Source organism: Variovorax sp. Root473 (assembly GCF_001426505.1).
Taxonomy (GTDB): Bacteria; Pseudomonadota; Gammaproteobacteria; order Burkholderiales; family Burkholderiaceae_C; genus Variovorax.
The window spans coordinates 1,125,111-1,146,067 of the sequence record NZ_LMEV01000017.1 but is presented as its reverse complement, the minus strand read 5'-3'; the positions used below and the strand labels follow the sequence as shown (position 1 = coordinate 1,146,067).

Sequence of the window (20,957 nt, the reverse complement as noted above, 5' to 3'; positions counted from 1 at the left end):
CAACCGTTGGCCAATCGGCTCCGCACCTCCGGTGCAGTGAGCTTCGAGGAAGCAACGCGGCGGAGAACATGGTCCCGTACGCGTTGCGCGCAGGGCCCAGGCTGTCCGTCTCCACAAGTCACAACGAACGAATGGAGAAGCTAAGCATGAGCGGCAACACCCCCCTGATTCTTGCCATCGTCTGCGGCCTCGTGGCCGTGGGCTACGGTTTCTGGGCCCGAAGTTGGATTCTCGCCAAGGACCCGGGCAACGCCCGCATGCAGGAAATCGCCGCGGCCATCCAGGCCGGCGCCTCGGCCTACCTCGCCAAGCAGTACACCACCATCGCGGTGGTGGGCGTGGTGCTCGCGGTGCTCATCGCCCTCTTCCTCGACCTGACGACGGCCGTCGGCTTCGTGGTCGGCGCGGTGCTCTCGGGCGCCTGCGGCTTCATCGGCATGAACGTGTCCGTGCGCGCCAACGTGCGCACCGCACAGGCCGCGACCCAGGGCATCGGCCCGGCGCTCGACGTGGCGTTCCGCGGCGGCGCCATCACCGGCATGCTGGTGGTGGGCCTGGGCCTGCTGGGCGTGACGGGCTTCTACTGGTTCCTGGCCGGCAGCGCGCCGAAAGCGGACCACGGCCTTGCAGCCCTCCTCAATCCGCTGATCGGCTTTGCCTTCGGCTCTTCGCTGATCTCGATCTTTGCGCGCCTGGGCGGCGGCATCTTCACCAAGGGCGCCGACGTCGGCGCCGACCTGGTGGGCAAGGTCGAGGCCGGCATTCCGGAAGACGACCCACGCAACCCGGCCGTGATCGCCGACAACGTGGGCGACAACGTCGGCGACTGCGCCGGCATGGCGGCCGACCTGTTCGAGACCTACGCCGTGACGCTCATCGCCACCATGGTGCTGGGCGCGCTGATGGTCACGGCAGCGCCGCTGGACGCGGTGCTGTACCCGCTCGCGCTGGGCGGCGTGTCGATCATTGCGTCGATCATCGGCTGCTTCTTCGTGAAGGCCTCGCCGGGCATGGTCAACGTGATGCCGGCGCTCTACAAGGGCCTGGCGGTGGCGGGCATCCTGTCGCTGATCGCGTTCTGGTTCGTGACCAGCTGGATCATTCCCGACAACGCCATTGCCGCCAGCGGCAGCCAGCTGAAGCTGTTCGGCGCCTGCTTCGTGGGCCTGGCGCTCACCGCCGCGCTGGTGTGGGTCACCGAGTACTACACCGGCACGCAGTACAAGCCCGTGCAGCACATCGCACAGGCCTCGACCACCGGCCACGGCACCAACATCATCGCGGGCCTGGGCGTGTCGATGCGTTCGACGGCCTGGCCGGTGATCTTCGTGTGCATCGCCATCCTGGCGTCGTATTCGCTGGCCGGCCTCTATGGCATCGCGGTGGCCGCGACGTCGATGCTGAGCATGGCCGGCATCGTGGTGGCGCTCGACGCCTACGGCCCCATCACCGACAACGCCGGCGGCATCGCCGAGATGAGCGAGCTGCCCGCCAGCGTGCGCGACATCACCGACCCGCTGGACGCGGTGGGCAACACCACCAAGGCCGTGACCAAGGGCTACGCCATCGGCTCGGCCGGCCTGGCCTCGCTGGTGCTGTTTGCCGACTACACCCACAAGCTGGAGAGCTTCGGCCAGGCCATCAGCTTCAACCTGAGCGACCCGATGGTGATCGTGGGCCTGTTCATTGGCGGGCTGATCCCCTACCTGTTCGGCGCGATGGCCATGGAGGCCGTGGGCCGCGCGGCCGGTGCGGTGGTGGAAGAAGTGCGCCGCCAGTTCCGCGACATCCCCGGCATCATGGAAGGCACCGGCAAGCCCGAGTACGGCAAGGCCGTGGGCATGCTGACCGGCGCGGCCATCAAGGAAATGATGATCCCGTCGCTGCTGCCGGTGGTGGTGCCGATCCTGGTCGGCCTGCTGCTCGGACCGAAGGCGCTGGGCGGCCTGCTGATGGGCACCATCGTCACGGGCCTGTTCGTCGCCATCTCGATGTGCACGGGCGGCGGCGCGTGGGACAACGCCAAGAAGTACATCGAGGACGGCCACCACGGCGGCAAGGGCTCCGAAGCGCACAAGGCGGCCGTCACCGGCGACACCGTGGGCGACCCCTACAAGGACACGGCCGGCCCGGCGGTGAACCCGCTGATCAAGATCATCAACATCGTGGCGCTGCTCATCGTGCCGCTGGTGGTCAAGTTCCACGCGGGCGATGCGGCAGCGGCGGTGCCGGCCAAGATCGAGACGCCGCCTGCAGCCACCGCCCCCGCCGCGATGGCACCGGCAGCCACGCCGGCCGCCACCCTCGCCTCGGCGGCCGTCGGCGCCACCGAAGCCGCGGCGGTGAAGGTCGAGAACGGCATCGTCAAGTTCTACTTCGCGAGCGCCAGCGCCGAGGTCGCGCCCAACGCCAAGGAGGCGCTGTCCGATGTCATCAAGGCCGTGCAGAGCGGCAGCACCGTGCTGGTGAGCGGCTACCACGACGCCAGCGGCGACCCGGCCAAGAACGCCGAGCTGGCCAAGCAGCGCGCCATGGCCGTGCGCGACGCCATCAAGGCAGCCGGCGCGCCCGAGGACAAGATCGAGCTCGCCAAGCCCGAGCAGTCGCAGGCCGACGGTCCGGCGTCGGAAGCGCGACGGGTCGAAGTGAAAGTGAAGTCCTGACATGCCCTCGTCCGCCCGTCTCGAAGCCTTCATTGCCGCCGTCGAAGGCGGCGCGCATGCCCAGGTCATCGAAGATTTCTACACCGAAGACGCCACCATGCGCGAGAACCAGGCCGAGCCGCGGCGCGGGCGCAGCACGCTGGTTGCGCAGGAAAGCGCCGTGCTCGCGCGCACCGAGTCGGTGGCGTCCACCTGCGTGCGGCCGGTGCTGGTGAACGGCGACCACATCGGCATCCACTGGATCTTCGAATTCACGTTCAAAGGCGGCGGGCGCATGCGCATGGAAGAGATCGCCTGGCAGCGCTGGGACGGCGAGCGCATCGCCGAAGAGCAGTTCTTCTACGACCCGGCGCAGCGCAAGCCGGGCTGAGGATGCCCCGCCCGGACCGCGCGATCCGGGCTGGTTTTATGCAACATTTTCGATGTAACATTGAAACTGTCACATGAACGCATCCACCGCCACACCCGATTCCACTGCCCCGCAGGACCTCTCCATCGAGGCCCTGGCGGCGCGCTCGGGCGTCACGGTGCGCAACATCCGCGCCTACACCACGGGCGGCCTGCTGCCGCCGCCCCGGCTGCAGGGCCGGCTCGGCCTGTACGGCGTCGACCATGTCCAGCGCCTGGCGCTGATCCGCGAACTGCGCGAACAGGGCTTCGGCATCGAGGCGATCCGCCGCATCTTCACGCGCGCGCCGGCCTCCACCTGGCCCGACCTGCTGGCCGTGGCCCGCTCGGTGTCGGGCAGCCTGTTCGCCGAAGAAACGCCCGTGGTGGTGTCGGCCCAGGCGCTGGCCACCAAGTGGCAGGGCCAGATGACGCCCGCCCTGCTCGGCCGCGCCACCCGCGCCGGCCTCATGCGCGAACTGCCCGACGGCCAGGTGCAGGTGCTGAGCCCGGCGCTCGGCCAGGTCGCCGAACAGCTGGCCGCGCTCGGCCTGCCGCTCGAGGCGGTCATCGGCATGCAGGAAACCATGGTCCGCACGCTGCGCACCGTGGCGCGGCGCTGGCTGCGCACACTGGCCGACAGCCTGCTTTCCGGCGACACCCTCGATGCCGGCCGCGCCGCGCAGCTGCTCGAGAAAGCACGGCCGCTGGCCACCGGGGCGGTGCAGGCCGCCTTTCCCGTGATCCTGCAGCAGGAACTCGACGCCCTGCTGCACAAGACCGCCTGATGCCGATGACACGCCCTCGTCTCGCCCTTCTTCCGTCCCTGCTGCTGATGTTGCCTGCCCTCATGGGCGGCGCGACCTTCGCGCAGCAGCAGGCCCGCGGCGACACCTCCAGCACGCTGGCGCTGAGCTTCGACGCCGCGCGCCAGCGCATGGTCGAGCGTTCCGACAAGCTGGCCGCCGCGCGCATCGCCATCGAGGCCAAGGAGCTGCAGAGCGAAGGCGTCAAGCGCCTGGGCGGGCCGGTGGTCAGCATCTCGGGGCTGGCCTATGCGTACAACGCGAACCTGAACCTCGACCTCGACCCGCTCAACCAGAAGCTCGGCCAGATCGGCTCGTCGCTGCCGCCGTCGATCCAGAGCTTCATCTCGCGCGTGCCGATTCCGCAGCTGCCCAACAGCTACACGCTGAACCGCCACGACACCGGCGCCAATGCCTCGGTGTCGGCCGTGTGGCCGCTCTACCTGGGCGGCGCGACCGATGCGGTGCGCGGCTTTGTCTCCGCGCAGGCACGCGAAGCCCAGGCCGACGCCGAACAGGCCGGCCACGAGGTCGACACGCTGCTGGTGCAGCGCTACTTCGGCGCCCAGCTCGCACAGCGCGCCGCCACGCTGCGCCTGCAGGCCGAGCGCACCATCGCGCAGCACGACGCGGCGGCGCAGAAGATGCTCGCGGCCGGCGTCATTTCGCGCGTCGAGCGGCTGCAGGCCAGCGCCGCCTACGAAGAAGCGCGCCGCAATGCCCGCAAGGCCGAGAACGACGCCGCACTCGCGAGCGTGGCCCTGGCGCGCACGGTGCGCGCCGAAGGCAGCGTCACGCCGCAGACGCCGCTGTTTCTCATCAGCGCGCCGATCGAACCGCTCGGCCACTTCATCGATGCGGCGCTGACGCGGCATCCGGGCCTGGGCAAGGTCGCGGCCAAGAAGGCACAGGCCGAACAGCTGCACGAAGGCGAAGAAGCCTTGCGCCGCCCGCAGGTCATTGCCTTCGGCACGCGAGAGATCAAGAGCGGCAACGCCGACTGGGTGGCCGGCCTCGGCGTGCGCTGGACGCTGTACGACTCGGTCGACCGCAACGCGCTGTCGGCCGCCTCGCACAAGCAGGTCGAACAGGCCGAGCGCACCGACCTGCAGGCGCGCAGCGACATCTCGCTGCTGGTCGAGCGCAACTGGCGCGCGCTGGACAACGCGCGCCGCCAGTACCTCGAGATGAAGGTCTCGGTCGAGCTTGCACAAGAAGTGGTCAAGCTGCGCACCGCCGGGCTGCGCGAAGGCACCAGCACCACGCTCGACCTGATCGACGCCGAGACCAACCAGGCCAAGGTGCTGACCGAACGCGCGCAGGCCGCCAATGATTACGTGCAGGCGCTTGCGCAGCTGCTCGAGAGCGCGGGCCTGTCCGAGACTTTTTCCGACTACATCGCGCGCGCCGACGTGAAGGTGAACTGACCATGATGAGTGCCAAGACCCGCCGACTGATCGCCGTTGCCGCCGCGCTGCTCGTGCTGGTGCTGCTCGTCTGGGGCTTCTGGCGCGCCGCGCAGCCGGCGCCCGAAGTGTTCCAGGGCCAGATGGAAGCACGCGAAACCGACGTGGCCGGCAAGGTCACCGCGCGCATCGCCGAAGTGGCCGTGAAGGAAGGCGACCGCATCCAGGCCGGCGCCCTGTTGGTGCGCATGGACAGCCCCGAGGTGCGCGCCAAGCTGGCGCAAGCCACCGCCGCCGAGCAGGCCGCGCAGGCCGTGGCCGACAAGGCGCAGAACGGCGCCCGCCCGCAAGAAATCGAAATGGCGCGCATGCAATGGCAGCGCGCCGAAACCGCCGCGCAGCTCGCGCAGACCTCGTTGCGCCGCGTCGACGGGCTGGCGCGCGACGGCCTCGTGGCCGACCAGAAGCGCGACGAGGCCGAAGCCAACTGGAAGGCCTCGCGCGATGCCGCCGTGGCCGCCAAGGCGCAGTACGACATGGCGCGCACCGGCGCCCGCCCCGAGGACAAGGCCGCCGCCAGCGCACAGGCGCGGCAGGTGGCCGGCGTGGTCGCAGAAGCGGAGGCCGCCAAGGCCGAGACCGAGCTGCGCAGCCCGGTCGCCGGCGAGGTGGCCAAGGTGCTCGCCAAGGTCGGCGAACTCTCGCCGCAGGGCGTGGCGGTGGTCACGGTGGTCGACCTGAACGACCAGTGGGTGGTGCTCAACGTGCGCGAAGACCGGCTGGCCCGCTTCGCGCTCGACAAGGAATTCGACGCCCACCTGCCCGCCCTGCCCGAGGACCGGCGCACCGCCCGCTTCAAGGTCACCTACAGCGGCGTGCTGCCCGACTTCGCCACCTGGCGCGCCACGCGCGGCGGCGCCGGCTTCGACGTGCGCACCTTCGAGGTCCGCGCCCGGCCGCTCAAGCCCATTGAAGGCGCGCGCCCCGGCATGAGCGTGCTGGTCGACTGAGCCCGCACCCTCCATGAGCCTGTGCGGCTTTTCCACCGCCAGCGCCCGGCGCGAGTTCGCGCTGCTGCGCACGCGCCCGTGGGACCTGGCCATGATCTCGTGGGTGCCGCTGCTCGCGGTGTTCCTGATCTGGTGGATCTTCTCGGCCGGCCTGCCCGAACGGCTTCCGATCGGCGTGCTCGACCAGGACCATTCCGCGCTCTCGCGCCAGCTGGTGCGCTTCCTGGACGCCACGCCCGGCCTGCGCGTGGCGCAGCAGTACGCCGACGAAAGCGAAATGCAGCGCGCGCTCACCAGCGGCGCCGTCGACGCGGCGGTGCAGTTGCCGCGCGAGCTGAGCCGCGACGTCAAGCAGGGTCGCGTCGGGCAGGTCGTGCTGCTGCACAACGCGCAGCTGGGCACGCATTCGAGCCTGATCCAGCGCGACGTGCGCACCGCCGTCGCCACGGTGTCGGCCGGCGTCGAACTCGCGGTGCGCAACAAGCGCGGCGAATCGATGAAGGCCGCGCGCGTGAGCATGGACCCGGTCAAGGCCAGCATGGTGGCGCTGTTCAACACCTCGACCGACTACGAGCAGTTTCTCGGCGCCGCGCTCATCCCGGCGCTGCTGCACATCCTCGCGATGACGGCCGGCGCCTGGGCCGTGGGCCGCGAGCTGCGCGACCGCAGCCTCGGCGGCTGGCTCGGCACCGCGCCGCGCTGGCACGAGGCGCTGGCCGCGCTGGCGGGCAAGCTGGCGCTGCCGTTCGCGAGCCTGTCGGCCGTGGGCATCGCCGCCATGCTGTGGATCACCGCGGGCCGCGGCTGGCACCCGGTCGGCTCGGTGGGATGGACGCTGTTCGCGCTGGTGGTGTTCGTGGCGCTGTCGATCGCGCTCGGCGCCTTTGTGTCGAGCCTCACGCGCTCGCTGCGCACCGCGCTGTCGGCCACCGGCTTCATCACGGCGCCGGCCTTCGCCTTTGGCGGCGTGGGCTTTCCGCTGGTCGCCATGCCGGTGCTTGCGCAGCTGTGGGCCAGCCTGCTGCCCTACACGCACTACATCCGCGTGCAGATGGAGCAGCTGCAGATGGGCGCGCCCGTGGCGTACTCGGCCGCGACGCCGTTGTGGATGGTGGTGGGCACGATGGTGCTGCTGGCCGTCTCGGCCACGCTGCTGATGCGTGCGGCTGCAGCACCGGATACCTGGGGAGGCCGTTGATGAGCGGGCCCACCCAACACTTCGCCGCCGCCTGGCGCGACACCACGCTCGCCGTGCTGCGCGACAAGGGCGTGCTGCTGATCATGCTGCTCGCGCCCATCATCTACGGCTTTTTCTACCCCTGGCCCTACGGCACGCAGGCGGTCACGCGGGTGCCGGTGGCGGTGGTCGACCAGGACCACAGCGGGCTGTCGCGGCAGATCGCGCGCTTCGCCATGGCCAGCCCGCGCCTGGACGTGCGCATGGTCACGTCCGACGTGCACGAGGCGCAGCAGGCGCTGTGGCGCGGCGAGATCGAGGGCTACGCCCTGCTGCCGCAGGACCTCAAGCGCAACGTGCTGCGCGGCACGCCGGCGGTGGTGAGCATCGAGGGCAACGGCGCCTATGCGCTGCTGAACAAGGCGGTGCTGTACGGTTTCTCGGAAGCGGTGGGCACGGTGTCGGCCGGTGTCGAGATCCGCAAGCTGCAGGCCGGCGGCCAGAGCGCGGCGCAGGCGGCGCGCAGCCGCAGCCCGCTCAACACGCAGTTGGTGGCACTGTTCAACCCGACCGAGGGCTACGGCAGCTACGTGGTCCCTGCCGTCGCGCTGCTGATCCTGCAACAGACGCTGTTGATGGGCGCCGCGATGCTGGCCGGCACCTGGGCCGAGGCCCGCCGCCTGCGCGCGGGCATGGGCGCGTGGCTCGGGCGGTTGGGCGCGCTGTCGGGCTTCGGCGTGCTGAGCGGCCTGTTCTATTTCGGCTGGGTGTTCTTCCTGCAGGACTACCCGCGCGGCGGCAATCCGTTCGCCGCGCTGGTGCTGCTGCTGTTCTACGTGCCCGCGATCTGCGTGCTCGGCCTGCTGCTGGGCTGCTGGTTCCGCGACCGCGAACGCGCGCTGCAGGTGCTGCTGTTCACGGCGCTGCCGATGGCTTTTCTCTCAGGCTTCTCGTGGCCCGTCGAGGCGCTGCCCGCCCCGCTGCAGGCGCTGCGTTGGCTGTTCCCGAGCACGGCGGGCATCCAGGCCTCGCTGCGGCTCAACCAGATGGGGGCACCGCTGCACGACGTGTTGCCGTACCTCGGGGCGCTGGCGGCGATGGTGGCGGCGGGCCTGCTCGCGCTGTGGATCGCGGCGACACCGCGCAAGGCGGAGCCGGCCTAACGGCGACTGTCCGCCGCCACGGCGCGCACCAGCCGCGTAGCAGGCGCCACCAGTTCGCGCAGGTCGCCCACGCGGTCCTGCTCGATGGCCTGCAGCACCAATTCGTTGATACCGCCGACCACCGTCATCGCCATCTGGCTGCTGAGGTGCGCCGCGGGCACCTCACCTGAATCGCTGCTGTTGATCGCCACCTGGATGAAGTTGGCGATCTCGGCGTTCACGCGCCGCCGCGCCGCCAGGCCCGGCAGGCCCAGCCCCAGGATCTCGACGAACAGCGTGCGCAGCAGCACCGGGTCTTGGGCGAGGTAGTCCATGTACGCGGTCATCGCCTGCTCCACCTGCGTGTGCCAGGGCTGGGCCGGATCGAAAGCCTCGCTCACGGCCTGCAGGCCGAGCCGGCTGGCCGTTTCGTACAGCGCGATCAGGCACTCGGTCTTGGTGCTGAAGTGCTCGTAGAAGGTGCGCCGCGACACCGCGGCCTCGCGCACGATGTCGGCGATGGTCGTGTCTGCGTAGCCCTTGGCCGCCACGGCATGCGCCATGCCCTGGAGCAGCCGCGTGTAGTGCTCGCTGGGCGCACCTTCGGCGGCGTCGGGCATGGCGGGTTTGTCGATGGTGGCAGTCATGTCGGATTCATTTTCCTACGCCTCGGTACTTGACAGTACCAGTTCACAATTGCACCATGGCGGCACGCGGTACGAAGTTGTACCAACTTGTGCCCACGACCTCAGGAATTGCCTTCCCATGACCGAACTCGTTGTCCGCCGCCTGCTGATCGACCTGCAGCCGCCCTTCTCCCGCGACTGGTGCGGCGGCGACGCTTTTTCGACGGCCTTCTTCAATGCCCTGTCGATGAGCTTTCCTTTCGGCGAGCAGTTTTTCATCGACGCCGTGCGCGACGCCATGGCCACGCTGCCGCCCGAGGTGCAGGAGCGCTATCGCGCCGACGTGCGCGGCTTCATCGGGCAGGAGGCCACGCACCGGCGCATCCATTCGCTGTTCAACGCGCACCTCGGCCAGCAAGGCCTGGTCGACCGCTGGACCGCACGCGCCAGCCAGCGCATGGAACTGATGGACGGTGCCGATCCACGCCACGCGCTGGCCGTGACAGCGGCCACGGAGCATTTCACGGCCATGTTCGCCGAGTGGCTGCTGGCCCGCCCCGAAATTCTCGAAGGCGCCGAGCCCCGCCTGCGCACGATGTGGCTGTGGCACAGCGCGGAAGAGCTGGAACACAAGAGCGTGGCCTTCGACATCTACAAGGCCGCGGGCGGCTCCGACGAATGGCGCACACGCTGGTTCCGACGCGTGACGGTGATGTTCCTCGGCGACCTGATGCGCCAGACGGTCGACAACCTGCGGCATGAAAAGCAATTGTGGAAATGGGCCACCTGGAAGAGCGCCGCGCGCATTCTCCTTGGCAGCGGTGGCCTGCTGAGGGGCAACGTCGCAGGCTGGCGCCTGTACCTGCGCAGCGACTTCCACCCCGACCAGCAGGACAGCAGCCTGTCGGCGCGCTGGCTGGCCGACAACGGCGCGCAGTTCACGCCGGTGGGCGCACCAACGGCGGCGACCGCAGCGACCGCCTGAAAGCACCGGCGTCAGTAGATGCTGCTGCGGTGCGAGGTCAGCGTGCCTGGCTGGGTCTGCAAGTCGGCGCGCAGCGTGAGGTCGTGCAGGGTGTCGAAATCCGACGGGGCGTCGGGCACGCGCATCACCACTTCGAGTTCGTGCATCGAAGCCACCCAGCGGCCGGCCGGCGATTCGGCCGGTTCGTCGTTGGCGAACACGCCATCGCGGATGTAGAGCGTTTCACCTTCGGGGCGTTCGCCGTGCAGTTCGATCAAACGTGCGATCGAGAAGTTGTAGGTGACGAGCTTTTCGCGCGTGCGGCGGTCCTTGCCGCCGCAGTTGAACGAGCCTTCGGCCGCGATCACGATGCACGAGCCGTCCACGCCGCCGTCGATCGCGATCTCGTTGCCCGAGCGCCAGATGGCATTGGGCAGGCGCACGCGGACCTTGTCGATCACGAGGTCGCGTTGCTTGTTCAGGGCACTCAATGGCGGCACCAGCGAGCGCAGCTGGCGCAGACGCTCGGCGAAGTTGTCGTCCATGAGGAATTCGACGTGGTGTGTGGCACTGCCGGACGAGCGCTTGACGACCTGCATGACGACGTGTCGTGGCTTGTTCACAGATCAGCCCCTCCACGCACAGAAAAATCCACACCCACCGCGGGGCACCGCTCGCCTTCTTGCTGGATTTGAGTGGTCATCGGCTACAAATTAGAACTTTAGATTAAATGCAATTATTTGCATCAACTGTTTCCAACTGTATAACGATTACGGCCGCCGGGGAAGGCAAACCACGACATGGCGTCGAGGCCATGTCGCTGGCACGACGCAGCGCCGTGCCAGGGGCTCAGCTCGACGATGCCTCGGCCTCGAGGGCCTCGTCGAGCGCCTTGCACGAAGGTGCGCAAACGGTCTGCGACTTGCCCAGCACCTGGCGCGTGCGCAGTTGCGAACGCACGCGGTGCTTGCCGCACATGAAGCAGGACATCGTGGCCCCGCTGAACGACGCCGAGGCGCGGAACGGAGAGCCCGGCGCCTTCGATTTGTAGCGCAGGCCGTCCGCCACCACTGCTGTTTTCACTTCACCCTTGGCCATGCATCTTGTCCTTGTTCGGTTCGTCACCGCGCATGGCGCGGGCAATGGCTTCTCTGGCTGCGCCTTCGGCGGCCAGGGAAACGTCCAGCGCCGAGCGGCAAAGGCCGGCGTGCTGGTAATTCATATTTTCGTAGACCTCGGAGGCGGCCGGATAGGCATCGAGCAACTGGCCCAATTCGGCACCGGGCTCGACGTCTTCGAATTCATGCACCAGGTGCTCGACCACCGCGCGGTATTGCTCGGCGCCGACGGGCACGGCGCTGTGCTCAAGCTTCTCCAGCAGTTGGGCCAGCACGTGGGTCACTGCCAGATCGGTCTTGGGAGACGGATTTCGGGTCGTGTTCATGGTTTGCATGTGGGGACAGCATACCCCTATGCAAGGGGCGGGTCGCGCCGAAGTGGCTCCGGCGCCCCGACCTCGTGCGCCGCGCGCATGCGCTGGAGCAGGCTGTGAAGCATTTCGGTCGACAAGCCGTGGATCACCAGCCTGTGCCCGGCCCGCAAGGTCGACAGCGGCACCAGCGGATGCTTGTTGTTGACCAGGATCAGGTGCTCGGGCGCATTCAGGATGGTCGCCGCGTAGATGCCGATGGTCTCGTCCAGTTGCAAGGAGTTGGCCGCGCGCCAGAAATCGTTGTCGGTCAGCATGAGCTGGTACAGCGGCGTGAACAGCTCGATGGCGCTTTGCAGGTCGAGAAAATTGAGCTTGCCCTGGGGCATGTCTTCCAGCCGCAGCGCCGGCGACTGGATCATCGAGAAATCGATCTGCTCGGCCTTGCACAGCGCCAGCCCCTTGTCGCGCAGCGCGGTGTTCAGCCGGATCACGAAATTGAACAGGTTCAGGTCGTGCTTCAGGAACATCTCGTCCTTCAGCGCGTCGATGTCCGCCGGCTCCAGCGGCGACGTGGCCACGGGCGCGGGCGAGTTGCGCCCGATGAAGCTCAGCACCTGCGAGCCCAGGTGAAAGTGCCGCAGGATCAGCCAGTTGGCCTCGGGCGACACGAAGCGCTTGAGCCCCCACGCCAGGAAGCGGTGCAGCAGCATCGAGTGCGACCAGTTGCGAGGTACGAACACCTTCACGATCTGGATCAGGATGATCGTCAGCCGCGCAATCGGCCGCAGGAACGGCAGCAGGTACTGGCGCGAGGCCGAGCTCGAATCGGCCAGCCACGCCGACTTCACATCGTCGGGCAGCGGCGTGCTCTGGTCGAGGTACAGCGCCAGCCACGGGCTGGGGTCCCGCTCGTCGTGGGCTTGCGTCAAAAATTCAGGCGTTCGGCTCATGAGGCATTCGTTCGGTGATGTGCTGGAACTGCATCAGGTACAGCGCCGCCGTGTGGCGCGCGGTGTCGGCAATCTGGCGGGCGGCGCGGGCCTGCCCCTCCACGGCCATCACCATCTCGACCGCGGCCAGCCAGCGGTTCAGGTGGTGCTCGTCGTTGTGACCGTGGTACTCGAGAAAACGGAAGGCGTCGGGCGGCAGCTTCAGGCTGGCCTTGAGCAGCGGCAGCAGCGCCGGCACGATGCGCTGGCCCGTGCCTTCGATGATGTAGATGGCGCCCAGCAGCCCGATCGGATCGCGCGTGGCGGCCAGCCCGTGCAGGTAGGCGTTGAGCGCCTCGCCGCCGGGGTTGCGGCGCAACTCGTCGATCGATTCGACGGTGCCGCCGGCCTTGCGGTAGTCGCTGAAGAGGATGTTGAAGTCGTTCTGCTCCTCGCCCGCATGCACGTCGATCAGCGACGACAGCATGCGGTACGGCTCGCTCAGCGAGGCCGCGCCTTCGCGCATCCACAGGCTGCCTTCGCGCACCTGCGGCACCCACTGCTCCATCCAGTTCAGGTAGTCGGGCACGGCAAAGCGGCGCTCGCGGATCTGGCGGATCAGCGGCGTGCGCCACACGCGCGAGCGGTAGTCGTGCCAGATGGCAGCGAGTTCGGTCAGCAAGGCGCCCAGGCCTTCGGGCGCGGCAGCCGGGTCGTGCGGCGGCGCGATGACGAGGTCGTCGTCGGGCAAGACCGCCGCCATGCGCGGCGCGATCACGACAGGCGCCGCATCGACGGCCTCGACCTCGAGCAGCATGTACGCCGCCATGAAGCGCCCCGACTCCGGCACGTAGCAGAAGATCTGCTCGCCCGGCTTCAGCGACTTGGTGTGCAGGAACTCGGCCAGCATCACGAGGATCGATGCCGCCCCGGTGTTGCCGCGCCACGCGAGGTTGCTCCACCAGCGCTCACGCGGAATCGCCAGGTCGGCCTTGGCCATCAGGTCTTCGACCACCGGGATGAATTTTTCCGACGAGTAGTGGCACAGGAAATGGTCGACCCGCTTCGGATCGACCCAGCCGTCGCGCACCAGCCCCGCGTACTCGTGGATGCCGATGTCGAACAGGTGCGGCAGCAGGCGGATGTCCTGGCGCAGCGACAACGCGCCGGCGGCCTCGGCCTCGGCCCACGAGCCGAAATCGAGATGCCCGCGCGCACGGTCTTCGGTCAGGCCGAGCTGCATGCAGACCGGGTAGTCACCCGAGAAGGCGCGCTGGTGCACCCACTTCAGCTTCAGGCGCAGCCCCGGCTTGCCGGCCAGCGCGGGCGTGCCGTCGGACAGCAGCAGCGCGCCTGCGCCATCGGACAGCATCCAGCGCAGGAAGTGCGAGTCGAAATCGGTCTCGTAGCCGCGCGCCGCGAAACGCGAGCGCTTGAACAGCCGCGACGGCATTTCACTCGCCACCGCCAGCGCCGAGCGGTGCGCGCCCAGCTCGATGCCTTGCGCGGCCGTCTGGATCGCCGACACGCCGGCCGCGCAGATGCCGTGCACCGAATGCGTTTCCATCGGCTGCGCCGCCAGCTCGCCCTGGATCATGTTGGCGAAGCCAGGCATCAGCGTGTCGCCTCCCGAGGAACCGCTGGTCAGCAGCGACACACGCGACAGCTCGGCCCCGCCGCGCTGCAGGCAGTCGCGGATCGCGCTGGCCGCCAGCTGCGCGTTGGTGTGGCGCGTCACGCCTTCTTCGTCGATCGCGTAGTGCCGCGTCAGGATGCCGTTCTCGGCCAGGATGCGGCGCTTGATGCGCTCCGACATGCGATTGAGCGGCGCGATGTACGCGTCCATGCGGTCGTTCGGAACAGGCTCGCCGGGCATGAAGTAGCCGGCGCTTTCGAGGTACACGCGTTGGAATGAAACGGGCATGGGTTCAGGAGATGGGTGAATCGGGAGGCATCAGCGAGCGGCTGCGAAAACGCGGCCACACGGTCCCCAGCACGAACACGCGCACCATGTACGGCACCAGCCCGCCCTCGTTGAGCACGGATGCCACCTGCGCGCGGTATCGCGTGTGATGCAGGTGCGTGAGCTCGGACCAATGGGCATGCGGGTTCTCGTGGTGTGCGGTGTGCAGGCCGATGTTGAACAGCAAGGGGTTCACGAGCCCCTCGAAATTGCGGGCGTAGTTCAGCTGGCTACCGCGGGTATCGCCGGATGCCCCCTTGCGCGGCGTCTTGCGGCCGTCGGCGTGCGCGTGCTGCAGGTAGTTGGTGGCCAGCAGCCAGTGCAGGCCGTGCAGCTGCGGCACGATCACGAACAGCAAGGCCTTGCGCCAGTCGACCGCCAGCAGCACGGTCCAGCTCGCCAGCCACAGCGCGTACTGCGCCATGCAATAGCGCCACGCGCCCCGGTGATGACGATGCAGCCGCGCGAGCCAGCCGAAGAACACAGGCATCAGCACCCACACGGCCTGGAACGGATGCAGCAGGTAGCCGATCAGGTGATTGGTGTCGCCGCCGAAGCGGTAAGTGCGCGCCACGTCCTTTGGCCCGTGGCGGTGGCGATGGTGATTGGCCACGTGCGCGGGCCAGAAGACGAAGGTCGGGTGGCCCTGCAGCAGCGTGATCCAGAAGTCCGTCAAGCGGTTCATGCGTCGACCGCGCCACATGCGCAGGTGCACGTGGTTGTGGTGGATCACGCCGATACCGAGCGTGAGGAACAGCATCAGCGCATACAGCACCACCTGGAAGCCGTGCACCCACTGCCACGCCGCCAGCACGGGCAAGGCGACGAGATACGCGAGGCTTTGCCAGTCGCGCCAGTGGCGCAGCCTGGGCAGCCGATGGCGCGCGTCAGGCCGTCGTGGCGCCATGCTTCTTTCGAAACGCCTGGAACAGCGGCTCGGCGGCGTCGGCCGCGATGCGCGTGCGGAACAGCCGGTCCATGAAGGTGAACTGAAAGCCGTAGTTGCCGTTGTGCACGGCATGGTGCAGGTGGTGGCGGCGGCTCGCGGCGAACCAGTGGCTGTACGACACGCGCGGCACGAAGTCGTAGTTCGAATGCCCCACGCAGTTGAAGAACAGGCTGAAGACCGGCACCGATGCCAGCGACCAGAAGCTGAAGTCGTGCAGCACCATCGGCAACAGGATCACGTTGCCGAGCATCAGCGCCTCGATCGGGTGAAAGCTGTAGGTGGCCCACGGCGTGGTCACGAACGAACGGTGGTGCGGACCATGAAAGCGGCGCAGCCAGCGCGTGTGCAGCAGCCGGTGGTTGAGCCAGAAATGCACGTCATTCCACACCGCGAGCACGAGGATCTCGATGCCGATGCGGCGCCAGCCCGCGTCGGGCTCGAGCCGCGCCCAGCCCAGCTGCAACAGGCCCCACGGAAACACCATGCCCAGCCCGAAGATCAGCACCGAGATGCCCGACTGCGTGAGCTCGCGCCGCAGTTGGCCCGGCTGCAAGGGTCGCGGGTCGAGCATGCGTCCGATGCGCAGCGCCGGCAGCACCCGCTTCGTGAGCAGCCAGGTGAGCGCGCCGAAACCCAGGTAGATGCCGCCGAAAAAAAGCAGGCCCCACAGCATGACCTGCGGGGCCGAAAGTGAAGTGAAGGTCTGCGCCATCCCCCGAGGCTACAACAGCATCTCGGGCACCAGCGGGGAGATCAGGGTGTTGTACAGGCGCTGGAAGAAACCCGACTCGGGTTCCGAGGTGAGGATCATCTCTTTCTCGCCGTCGTTCGTGAGCCATTCGAGCGTGCCGCCCTCTTTCGACAACCGCAGCCGATACGAGTTCTGCAGCTTGCTCACATGGATGATGCGCAGCATCTCGCGCGCGAGTTGCGGGCTGTCGACCACCACGCCCATCTCGGTGTTCTGGCTGGCCGAGCGCGGATCGAGATTCATCGAGCCGACGAAGATGCGCGTCTTGTCGATGGCCGCGGTCTTGGCGTGCAGCCGGCCCAGCGAGGTACCGAAGCTGCCGAAACGCATGCTCGCGGTGGTGCGCTGCGGGCTCAGTTCGTACAGGTCGGCGCCGCTCTTGAGCAGCCGCTCGCGGTAGCGTGCGTAGCCGGTGTGCACCAGCGGCTCGTCGTTGGCGGCCAGCGAATTCGTCAGCAGCGTGAGCTTGACCTTGCGCCTGGCCAGGTCCTCGAAGGCGGCCATGCCGCGCTCGCCGGGCACGAGGTAGGGCGAGGTCAGGTCGACCTCGGTCTTGGCGTCGAGCAGCAGCGCCCAGACCTTCATCGTCACGCTGGTGGCAATCGCGTCTTCGGCCGTCAGCGTCGTGGGCTTGGACGGCGGATCGGCAATGGCGCGCGCCTCGCCCCACAAGAGACCCATGCGGCCACCATCGAGTTCCTCGGCGATGGGGCCATAGCCGAGGATGTCCGAAGGCGGCAGCACGACCTTCGGCGGCGGCCCGGCCATGCCAACCTCGTCGTCGAAGGGAACGGCACCCGGCGCCTTGCGCACGATCTCGGCAATGGGCCAGATCTGGTCGCTGTTCCAGTAGGCGTCGAAGATGCTCTCGAGCTGCGGCACGACCTTGCCGACCACCAGCGCGTCCATGTCGATGAAGTTCTGCGCTTCGCTCAGCACGAAATATTCGTCGGCGATGTTGCGCCCGCCCACCACCGCCATGGTGCCGTCGGCAATGAAGAGCTTGTTGTGCATGCGGTGATTGAGGCGGTGGACATCGAAGATCGACACCACGAAGCGCGACAGAAACCCATTGCGCGCGCAGCAGAACGGATTGAACAGGCGCACCGACACGTTCGGCGTCTCGGACAACGCCAGCAACAGTTGCTGGCTCTTCACCGTGTACAGGTCGTCCACCAGCACCCGCACCTTCACGCCACGCGCGGCCGCCTCGCGCAGCGTGCGCAGCAGCAGCCGGCCGGTGGCGTCGTTCTCGAGCTGGTAGTACTGCACCACCAGCGAGCGCTCGGCGCGCTGCGCGAGCTGCAGGCGCGCGTCGAGCGAGTACACGCCCAGCGGCATCAGCCGAAAGCCCGAATGCTCGCCGGGCGGCGTGGAGGCCGCGACGATCTTCGCGAGCGCGGTGCCCGGGTCGGCGGCGGCCGCGTGTTCGGCCGGGCGTTCGCGCGCCGGCGGCAGCGAGCCGCATGCGCCGAGCAGGGCCAGCAGTACGCCAGCCAGCACCGTGCGCAGGAAAGACCGGGCCCAGGCATTCATGATCGGATTCCTCTTGTCGTTGTCGCTGCCATTGACCGGATGTACGCCGCCGCGCCCGCAACGGTTTCAACGCGAACCCTTTCCGCAGGGTACCGGCCTAGAATTCGGTTCACTTCGCTTCGGAGTTACATCATGGCCCGATCGCTCCTTCTGCGCACCGCTTTATGGGCCGCGGCCCTCGCCGCCGGGGTACCCTCCCACGCCGCACTCGATATCGGCGATCCCGCGCCCAAGTTCACGGCCACGGCCGCGCTCGGCGGCAAGACCTTCCGCTACTCGCTGGCCGAGGCGCTGGCCAAGGGGCCGGTGGTGCTGTATTTCTTTCCGGCAGCCGACTCGAACGATTGCTCCATCGAGGCCCATGCCTTCGCCGAAGCCATCGACAAGTTCGCCGCGCTCGGGGCCACGGTGATCGGCGTTTCGGCCGACGACATCGACACGCTCTCCAAGTTTTCGGTCAAGTCGTGCCAGAGCCGCTTTCCGGTGGCGTCCGACCAGGGCAAGACCGTGATCCAGGGCTTCGACGCGCTGATGCAGACACGGCCCGACTTCGCCAACCGACTGTCGTACGTGATCGCGACCGACGGCAAGGTCGCCTATTACTACCAGAACCTCAACCCCGACAAGCACGTCGAGCGCATGCTGAACGCCGTGCGCGCGCTGCCCAAAGCCACCGCAGCGAAGTAAGGCGGGGCGGCCGGGGCGCCACGCGCGGGGCGGGCTTCGCGCAAAATCTCGCCCCATGCAACTCAACTACATTGCCAACGCGGACGTTCCTTCCGCCTCCGGCCGCACCCTCCCCGTCATCGACCCGTCGGACGGCCAGCCCTTCGACGAAATCCAGCGCAGCAACGCCGCCGACATCGACGCCGCCGTGCGCGCTGCGCGCGATTGCTTCGAGGGCGTGTGGCACAAGGTCAGCGCCGCCGACCGCGGCCGCCTGCTCTTCAAGCTCTCGCAAAAGATCGCCGCGCATGTCGACGAGCTCGCGCTCATCGAGCAGCGCGACTGCGGCAAGCCCGTGAAGCAGGCCCGTGCCGACGCCGTGGCGCTGGTGCGTTATTTCGAGTTCTATGCCGGCGCGTGCGACAAGCTGCACGGCGAGACCATTCCGTATCAAGACGGCTACAGCGTCTTCACCTGGCGCGAGCCGCACGGCGTCACTGGCCACGTCATTCCGTGGAACTACCCGATGCAGATCTTCGGGCGCAGCGTAGGCGGCGCGCTGGCGGCCGGCAACGTGTGCGTGGTGAAGCCGGCCGAAGACGCGTGCCTGTCGCTGATCCGCGTGGCGCAGCTGGCGGCCGAGGTCGGCTTTCCGGCCGGCGCGCTCAACATCGTGACGGGCTACGGCCATGAAGTCGGCGACGCACTCGCGCGCCACGAAGGCATCGACCACATCAGCTTCACCGGCAGCCCGAAGATCGGCACGCTGATCCAGCAGGTGGCGGCCGAGCGGCATTGCCCGGTCACGCTCGAACTCGGTGGCAAGAGCCCGCAGATCATCTTTGCGGATGCTGACCTGGACGCGGCCATTCCCGTGATCATCAACGCCATCGTGCAGAACGCCGGCCAGACCTGCTCGGCAGGCTCGCGCGTGCTGATCCAGCGCGACATCTACGAGCCCCTGCTCGAGCGCCTGGGCCACGCCTTCGAAGCCCTGCGCGTCGGCCCCGCCGCGATGGACCTCGACGTCGGCCCGCTGATCCGCCAGACGCAGCAGCAGCGCGTGTGGGATTTTCTGAGCGACGCGCAGCACGCCGGCATCCCGATGGTGGCGCAGGGCGTGGTGGTCGAGGAAGCGCCCGAGACCGGCTTCTACCAAGCCCCGACCCTGCTGCGCGACGTGCCCGTGGGCCATCGCCTCGCGCAGGAAGAAGTGTTCGGGCCCGTGCTCGCCGCGATGCAGTTCGCCGACGAGGACGAAGCCGTGGCCCTGGCCAACGCCACCCAGTTCGGCCTCGTGGCCGGCGTCTGGACGGCCGACGGCGCGCGCCAGTTCCGCATGGCCAAGCGCGTGAAAAGCGGCCAGGTGTTCATCAACAACTACGGTGCGGGCGGCGGTGTCGAGCTGCCGTTCGGCGGCGTGAAGTCGTCGGGCTACGGGCGCGAAAAGGGCTTCGAGGCGCTGTACGGTTTCACGACCTTGAAGACCGTCGCCATCAAGCACGGCTGAGGCTGACGACGCCGCGCCCGGGCGTCAGCCCAGCGCGGTGTCCAGCAGCATCATCAGCACGAAGCCGATCATCAGCCCGCTGGTCGCATAGGTTTCGTGCCCCTTGCGGTGCGATTCGGGAATGATCTCGTGGCTGATCACGAACAGCATCGCACCTGCCGCAAAGCCCAGCCCCCACGGCAGCAGCATCGCCGAATGCCCGACCACCGCCGCGCCGAGCACGGCACCGAGCGGCTCCACCAGCCCTGACGCCATGCCGATCAGCACCGCGAACAGGCGGCTGTAGCCGGCCGCCAGCAGCGCCACGGCCACCACCAGACCTTCGGGCACGTCCTGGATGGCAATGCCGGTGGCAAGCGCATCGGCGCGCACGCCGTTGCTGGCTGCGTAGCCGACGCCGATGGCCAGGCCCTCGGGCACGTTGTGCAGCGCGATCGCGAACACGAAGAGCCAGGTGCGGCGCAGCTGCCGCCCGCTCTGCCCTTCGCGGCCCTTGATGAAATGCTCGTGCGGCAGCACGCGGTCCATGGTCATGAGCACCAGGCCGCCGAGCAGGATGGCCGCGCCGATCACGCCACCTGCCGCCCAGGCGCCACCGCCGAAGACGCCCGTCGACTTGGCGGCGTCCAGCCCGGGAATGATCAGCGAGAAGGCGCAGGCCGCGAGCATCACGCCGGCGCCGAAGCCGAACAGCGTGTCCTGCAGCCGGTCGGGCAGCTTCTGCGAGAACAGCACCGGCAGCGTGCCCAGCGCGGTCGCCAGCGCCGCCACCGAGCCGCCGCGCAGCGCGTTCCACACCAGCGGGTCAGCGCGCACGAAGGACCAGAACTGCGACGCCAGCGCCAGCGCACCGGCCGCGACGATGGCAAAGCCGACCCACTCGCGCACCGGGTGCGGCGACTTCGGCGACGGTTGCGTCGCCGTCGTGCCTTGCTGCGGGTCGTTCATGGGCGGGCTCCTTGTCGAATCATCGGCCGGCGGTCGCGGCGGCATGGCGGCGGGCCACCTCGGCACCGGTTCACCACGGTGTTTGTGCTGCG

The 20,957-nt window shown here is 68.4% G+C and carries 20 protein-coding genes; 10 read left to right on the top strand and 10 right to left on the bottom strand.

The features are described from left to right. Positions 1-146 precede the first annotated feature (146 nt). From ASD34_RS18685 to ASD34_RS18655, 7 genes are all read left to right on the top strand, one after another. Positions 147-2,663 (top strand): sodium-translocating pyrophosphatase, encoded by a 2,517-nt coding sequence (locus ASD34_RS18685; protein WP_157609712.1) that lies wholly within the window; start codon positions 147-149, stop codon positions 2,661-2,663. A gap of 1 nt (position 2,664) precedes the next feature. Further along, positions 2,665-3,033 (top strand): nuclear transport factor 2 family protein, encoded by a 369-nt coding sequence (locus ASD34_RS18680; protein WP_056580187.1) that lies wholly within the window; start codon positions 2,665-2,667, stop codon positions 3,031-3,033. Positions 3,034-3,106: 73 nt separating this feature from the next. Further along, complete coding sequence (locus ASD34_RS18675) at positions 3,107-3,838, top strand: MerR family transcriptional regulator (RefSeq protein WP_056580186.1); 732 nt, start codon at positions 3,107-3,109, stop codon at positions 3,836-3,838. A gap of 5 nt (positions 3,839-3,843) precedes the next feature. Then, a complete protein-coding gene (locus ASD34_RS18670; RefSeq protein WP_056582526.1) occupies positions 3,844-5,283 on the top strand; it encodes a TolC family protein in 1,440 nt (479 codons plus the stop codon). 2 nt (positions 5,284-5,285) lie between these two features. Further along, positions 5,286-6,272 carry an HlyD family secretion protein gene (locus tag ASD34_RS18665; RefSeq protein ID WP_056580185.1) on the top strand — a complete coding sequence of 329 codons (987 nt, stop codon included), beginning with the start codon at positions 5,286-5,288 and terminating at the stop codon, positions 6,270-6,272. A gap of 13 nt (positions 6,273-6,285) precedes the next feature. Continuing rightward, the gene (locus ASD34_RS18660; protein WP_056580184.1) at positions 6,286-7,470 is read left to right on the top strand and encodes an ABC transporter permease; all 1,185 of its coding nucleotides are present in this window, start codon (positions 6,286-6,288) and stop codon (positions 7,468-7,470) included. Then, entirely contained in the window at positions 7,470-8,612 is a 1,143-nt protein-coding gene (locus tag ASD34_RS18655) for an ABC transporter permease (RefSeq protein WP_056580183.1), read from the top strand. Before ASD34_RS18660 ends, ASD34_RS18655 begins: the two co-directional genes overlap by 1 nt. Here the strand turns inward: ASD34_RS18655 and ASD34_RS18650 are convergent. Beyond that, the gene (locus ASD34_RS18650; protein ID WP_056580182.1) at positions 8,609-9,238 is read right to left on the bottom strand and encodes a TetR/AcrR family transcriptional regulator; all 630 of its coding nucleotides are present in this window, start codon (positions 9,236-9,238) and stop codon (positions 8,609-8,611) included. The genes ASD34_RS18655 and ASD34_RS18650 overlap by 4 nt on opposite strands. 118 nt (positions 9,239-9,356) lie before the next feature. Here ASD34_RS18650 and ASD34_RS18645 point away from each other — a divergent pair, with 118 nt between their 5' ends. Further along, positions 9,357-10,202 carry a metal-dependent hydrolase gene (locus ASD34_RS18645; RefSeq protein WP_056580181.1) on the top strand — a complete coding sequence of 282 codons (846 nt, stop codon included), beginning with the start codon at positions 9,357-9,359 and terminating at the stop codon, positions 10,200-10,202. An 11-nt stretch (positions 10,203-10,213) separates the two neighbouring features. Here the strand turns inward: ASD34_RS18645 and ASD34_RS18640 are convergent, their stop codons facing one another. The 8 genes from ASD34_RS18640 to ASD34_RS18605 form a co-directional block, all read right to left on the bottom strand. Beyond that, complete coding sequence (locus ASD34_RS18640) at positions 10,214-10,804, bottom strand: hypothetical protein (RefSeq protein ID WP_056580180.1); 591 nt, start codon at positions 10,802-10,804, stop codon at positions 10,214-10,216. A gap of 226 nt (positions 10,805-11,030) precedes the next feature. Beyond that, a complete protein-coding gene (locus ASD34_RS18635; protein ID WP_056580179.1) occupies positions 11,031-11,279 on the bottom strand; it encodes a hypothetical protein in 249 nt (82 codons plus the stop codon). Beyond that, complete coding sequence (locus ASD34_RS18630; protein WP_056580178.1) at positions 11,266-11,634, bottom strand: hypothetical protein; 369 nt, start codon at positions 11,632-11,634, stop codon at positions 11,266-11,268. The genes ASD34_RS18635 and ASD34_RS18630 overlap by 14 nt, the downstream gene beginning before the upstream one ends. A gap of 17 nt (positions 11,635-11,651) precedes the next feature. Then, on the bottom strand, positions 11,652-12,563 hold the full coding sequence (locus ASD34_RS18625; protein ID WP_056580177.1) for a DUF6999 family protein: 912 nt from the start codon (positions 12,561-12,563) through the stop codon (positions 11,652-11,654). After that, on the bottom strand, positions 12,547-14,466 hold the full coding sequence (locus ASD34_RS18620; protein ID WP_056580176.1) for a StlD/DarB family beta-ketosynthase: 1,920 nt from the start codon (positions 14,464-14,466) through the stop codon (positions 12,547-12,549). Before ASD34_RS18620 ends, ASD34_RS18625 begins: the two co-directional genes overlap by 17 nt. 4 nt (positions 14,467-14,470) lie before the next feature. Then, positions 14,471-15,412 (bottom strand): fatty acid desaturase family protein, encoded by a 942-nt coding sequence (locus tag ASD34_RS18615; RefSeq protein WP_056580175.1) that lies wholly within the window; start codon positions 15,410-15,412, stop codon positions 14,471-14,473. Then, a complete protein-coding gene (locus ASD34_RS18610; protein ID WP_056580174.1) occupies positions 15,393-16,166 on the bottom strand; it encodes a sterol desaturase family protein in 774 nt (257 codons plus the stop codon). Before ASD34_RS18610 ends, ASD34_RS18615 begins: the two co-directional genes overlap by 20 nt. A gap of 9 nt (positions 16,167-16,175) precedes the next feature. Beyond that, entirely contained in the window at positions 16,176-17,741 is a 1,566-nt protein-coding gene (locus ASD34_RS18605) for a phospholipase D family protein (protein WP_056580173.1), read from the bottom strand. Between the two features lie 132 nt (positions 17,742-17,873). Between ASD34_RS18605 and ASD34_RS18600 the strand changes: the two genes are divergently transcribed. Together ASD34_RS18600 and ASD34_RS18595 are read left to right on the top strand one after the other, a co-directional pair. Then, on the top strand, positions 17,874-18,428 hold the full coding sequence (locus ASD34_RS18600) for a peroxiredoxin (protein WP_056580172.1): 555 nt from the start codon (positions 17,874-17,876) through the stop codon (positions 18,426-18,428). Between the two features lie 55 nt (positions 18,429-18,483). Further along, on the top strand, positions 18,484-19,917 hold the full coding sequence (locus ASD34_RS18595; RefSeq protein WP_056580171.1) for an aldehyde dehydrogenase family protein: 1,434 nt from the start codon (positions 18,484-18,486) through the stop codon (positions 19,915-19,917). Positions 19,918-19,941: 24 nt separating this feature from the next. On the opposite strand, the gene ASD34_RS18590 is transcribed toward ASD34_RS18595, so the two are convergent. Continuing rightward, on the bottom strand, positions 19,942-20,865 hold the full coding sequence (locus ASD34_RS18590) for a ZIP family metal transporter (RefSeq protein ID WP_056580170.1): 924 nt from the start codon (positions 20,863-20,865) through the stop codon (positions 19,942-19,944). Positions 20,866-20,957 lie beyond the last annotated feature (92 nt).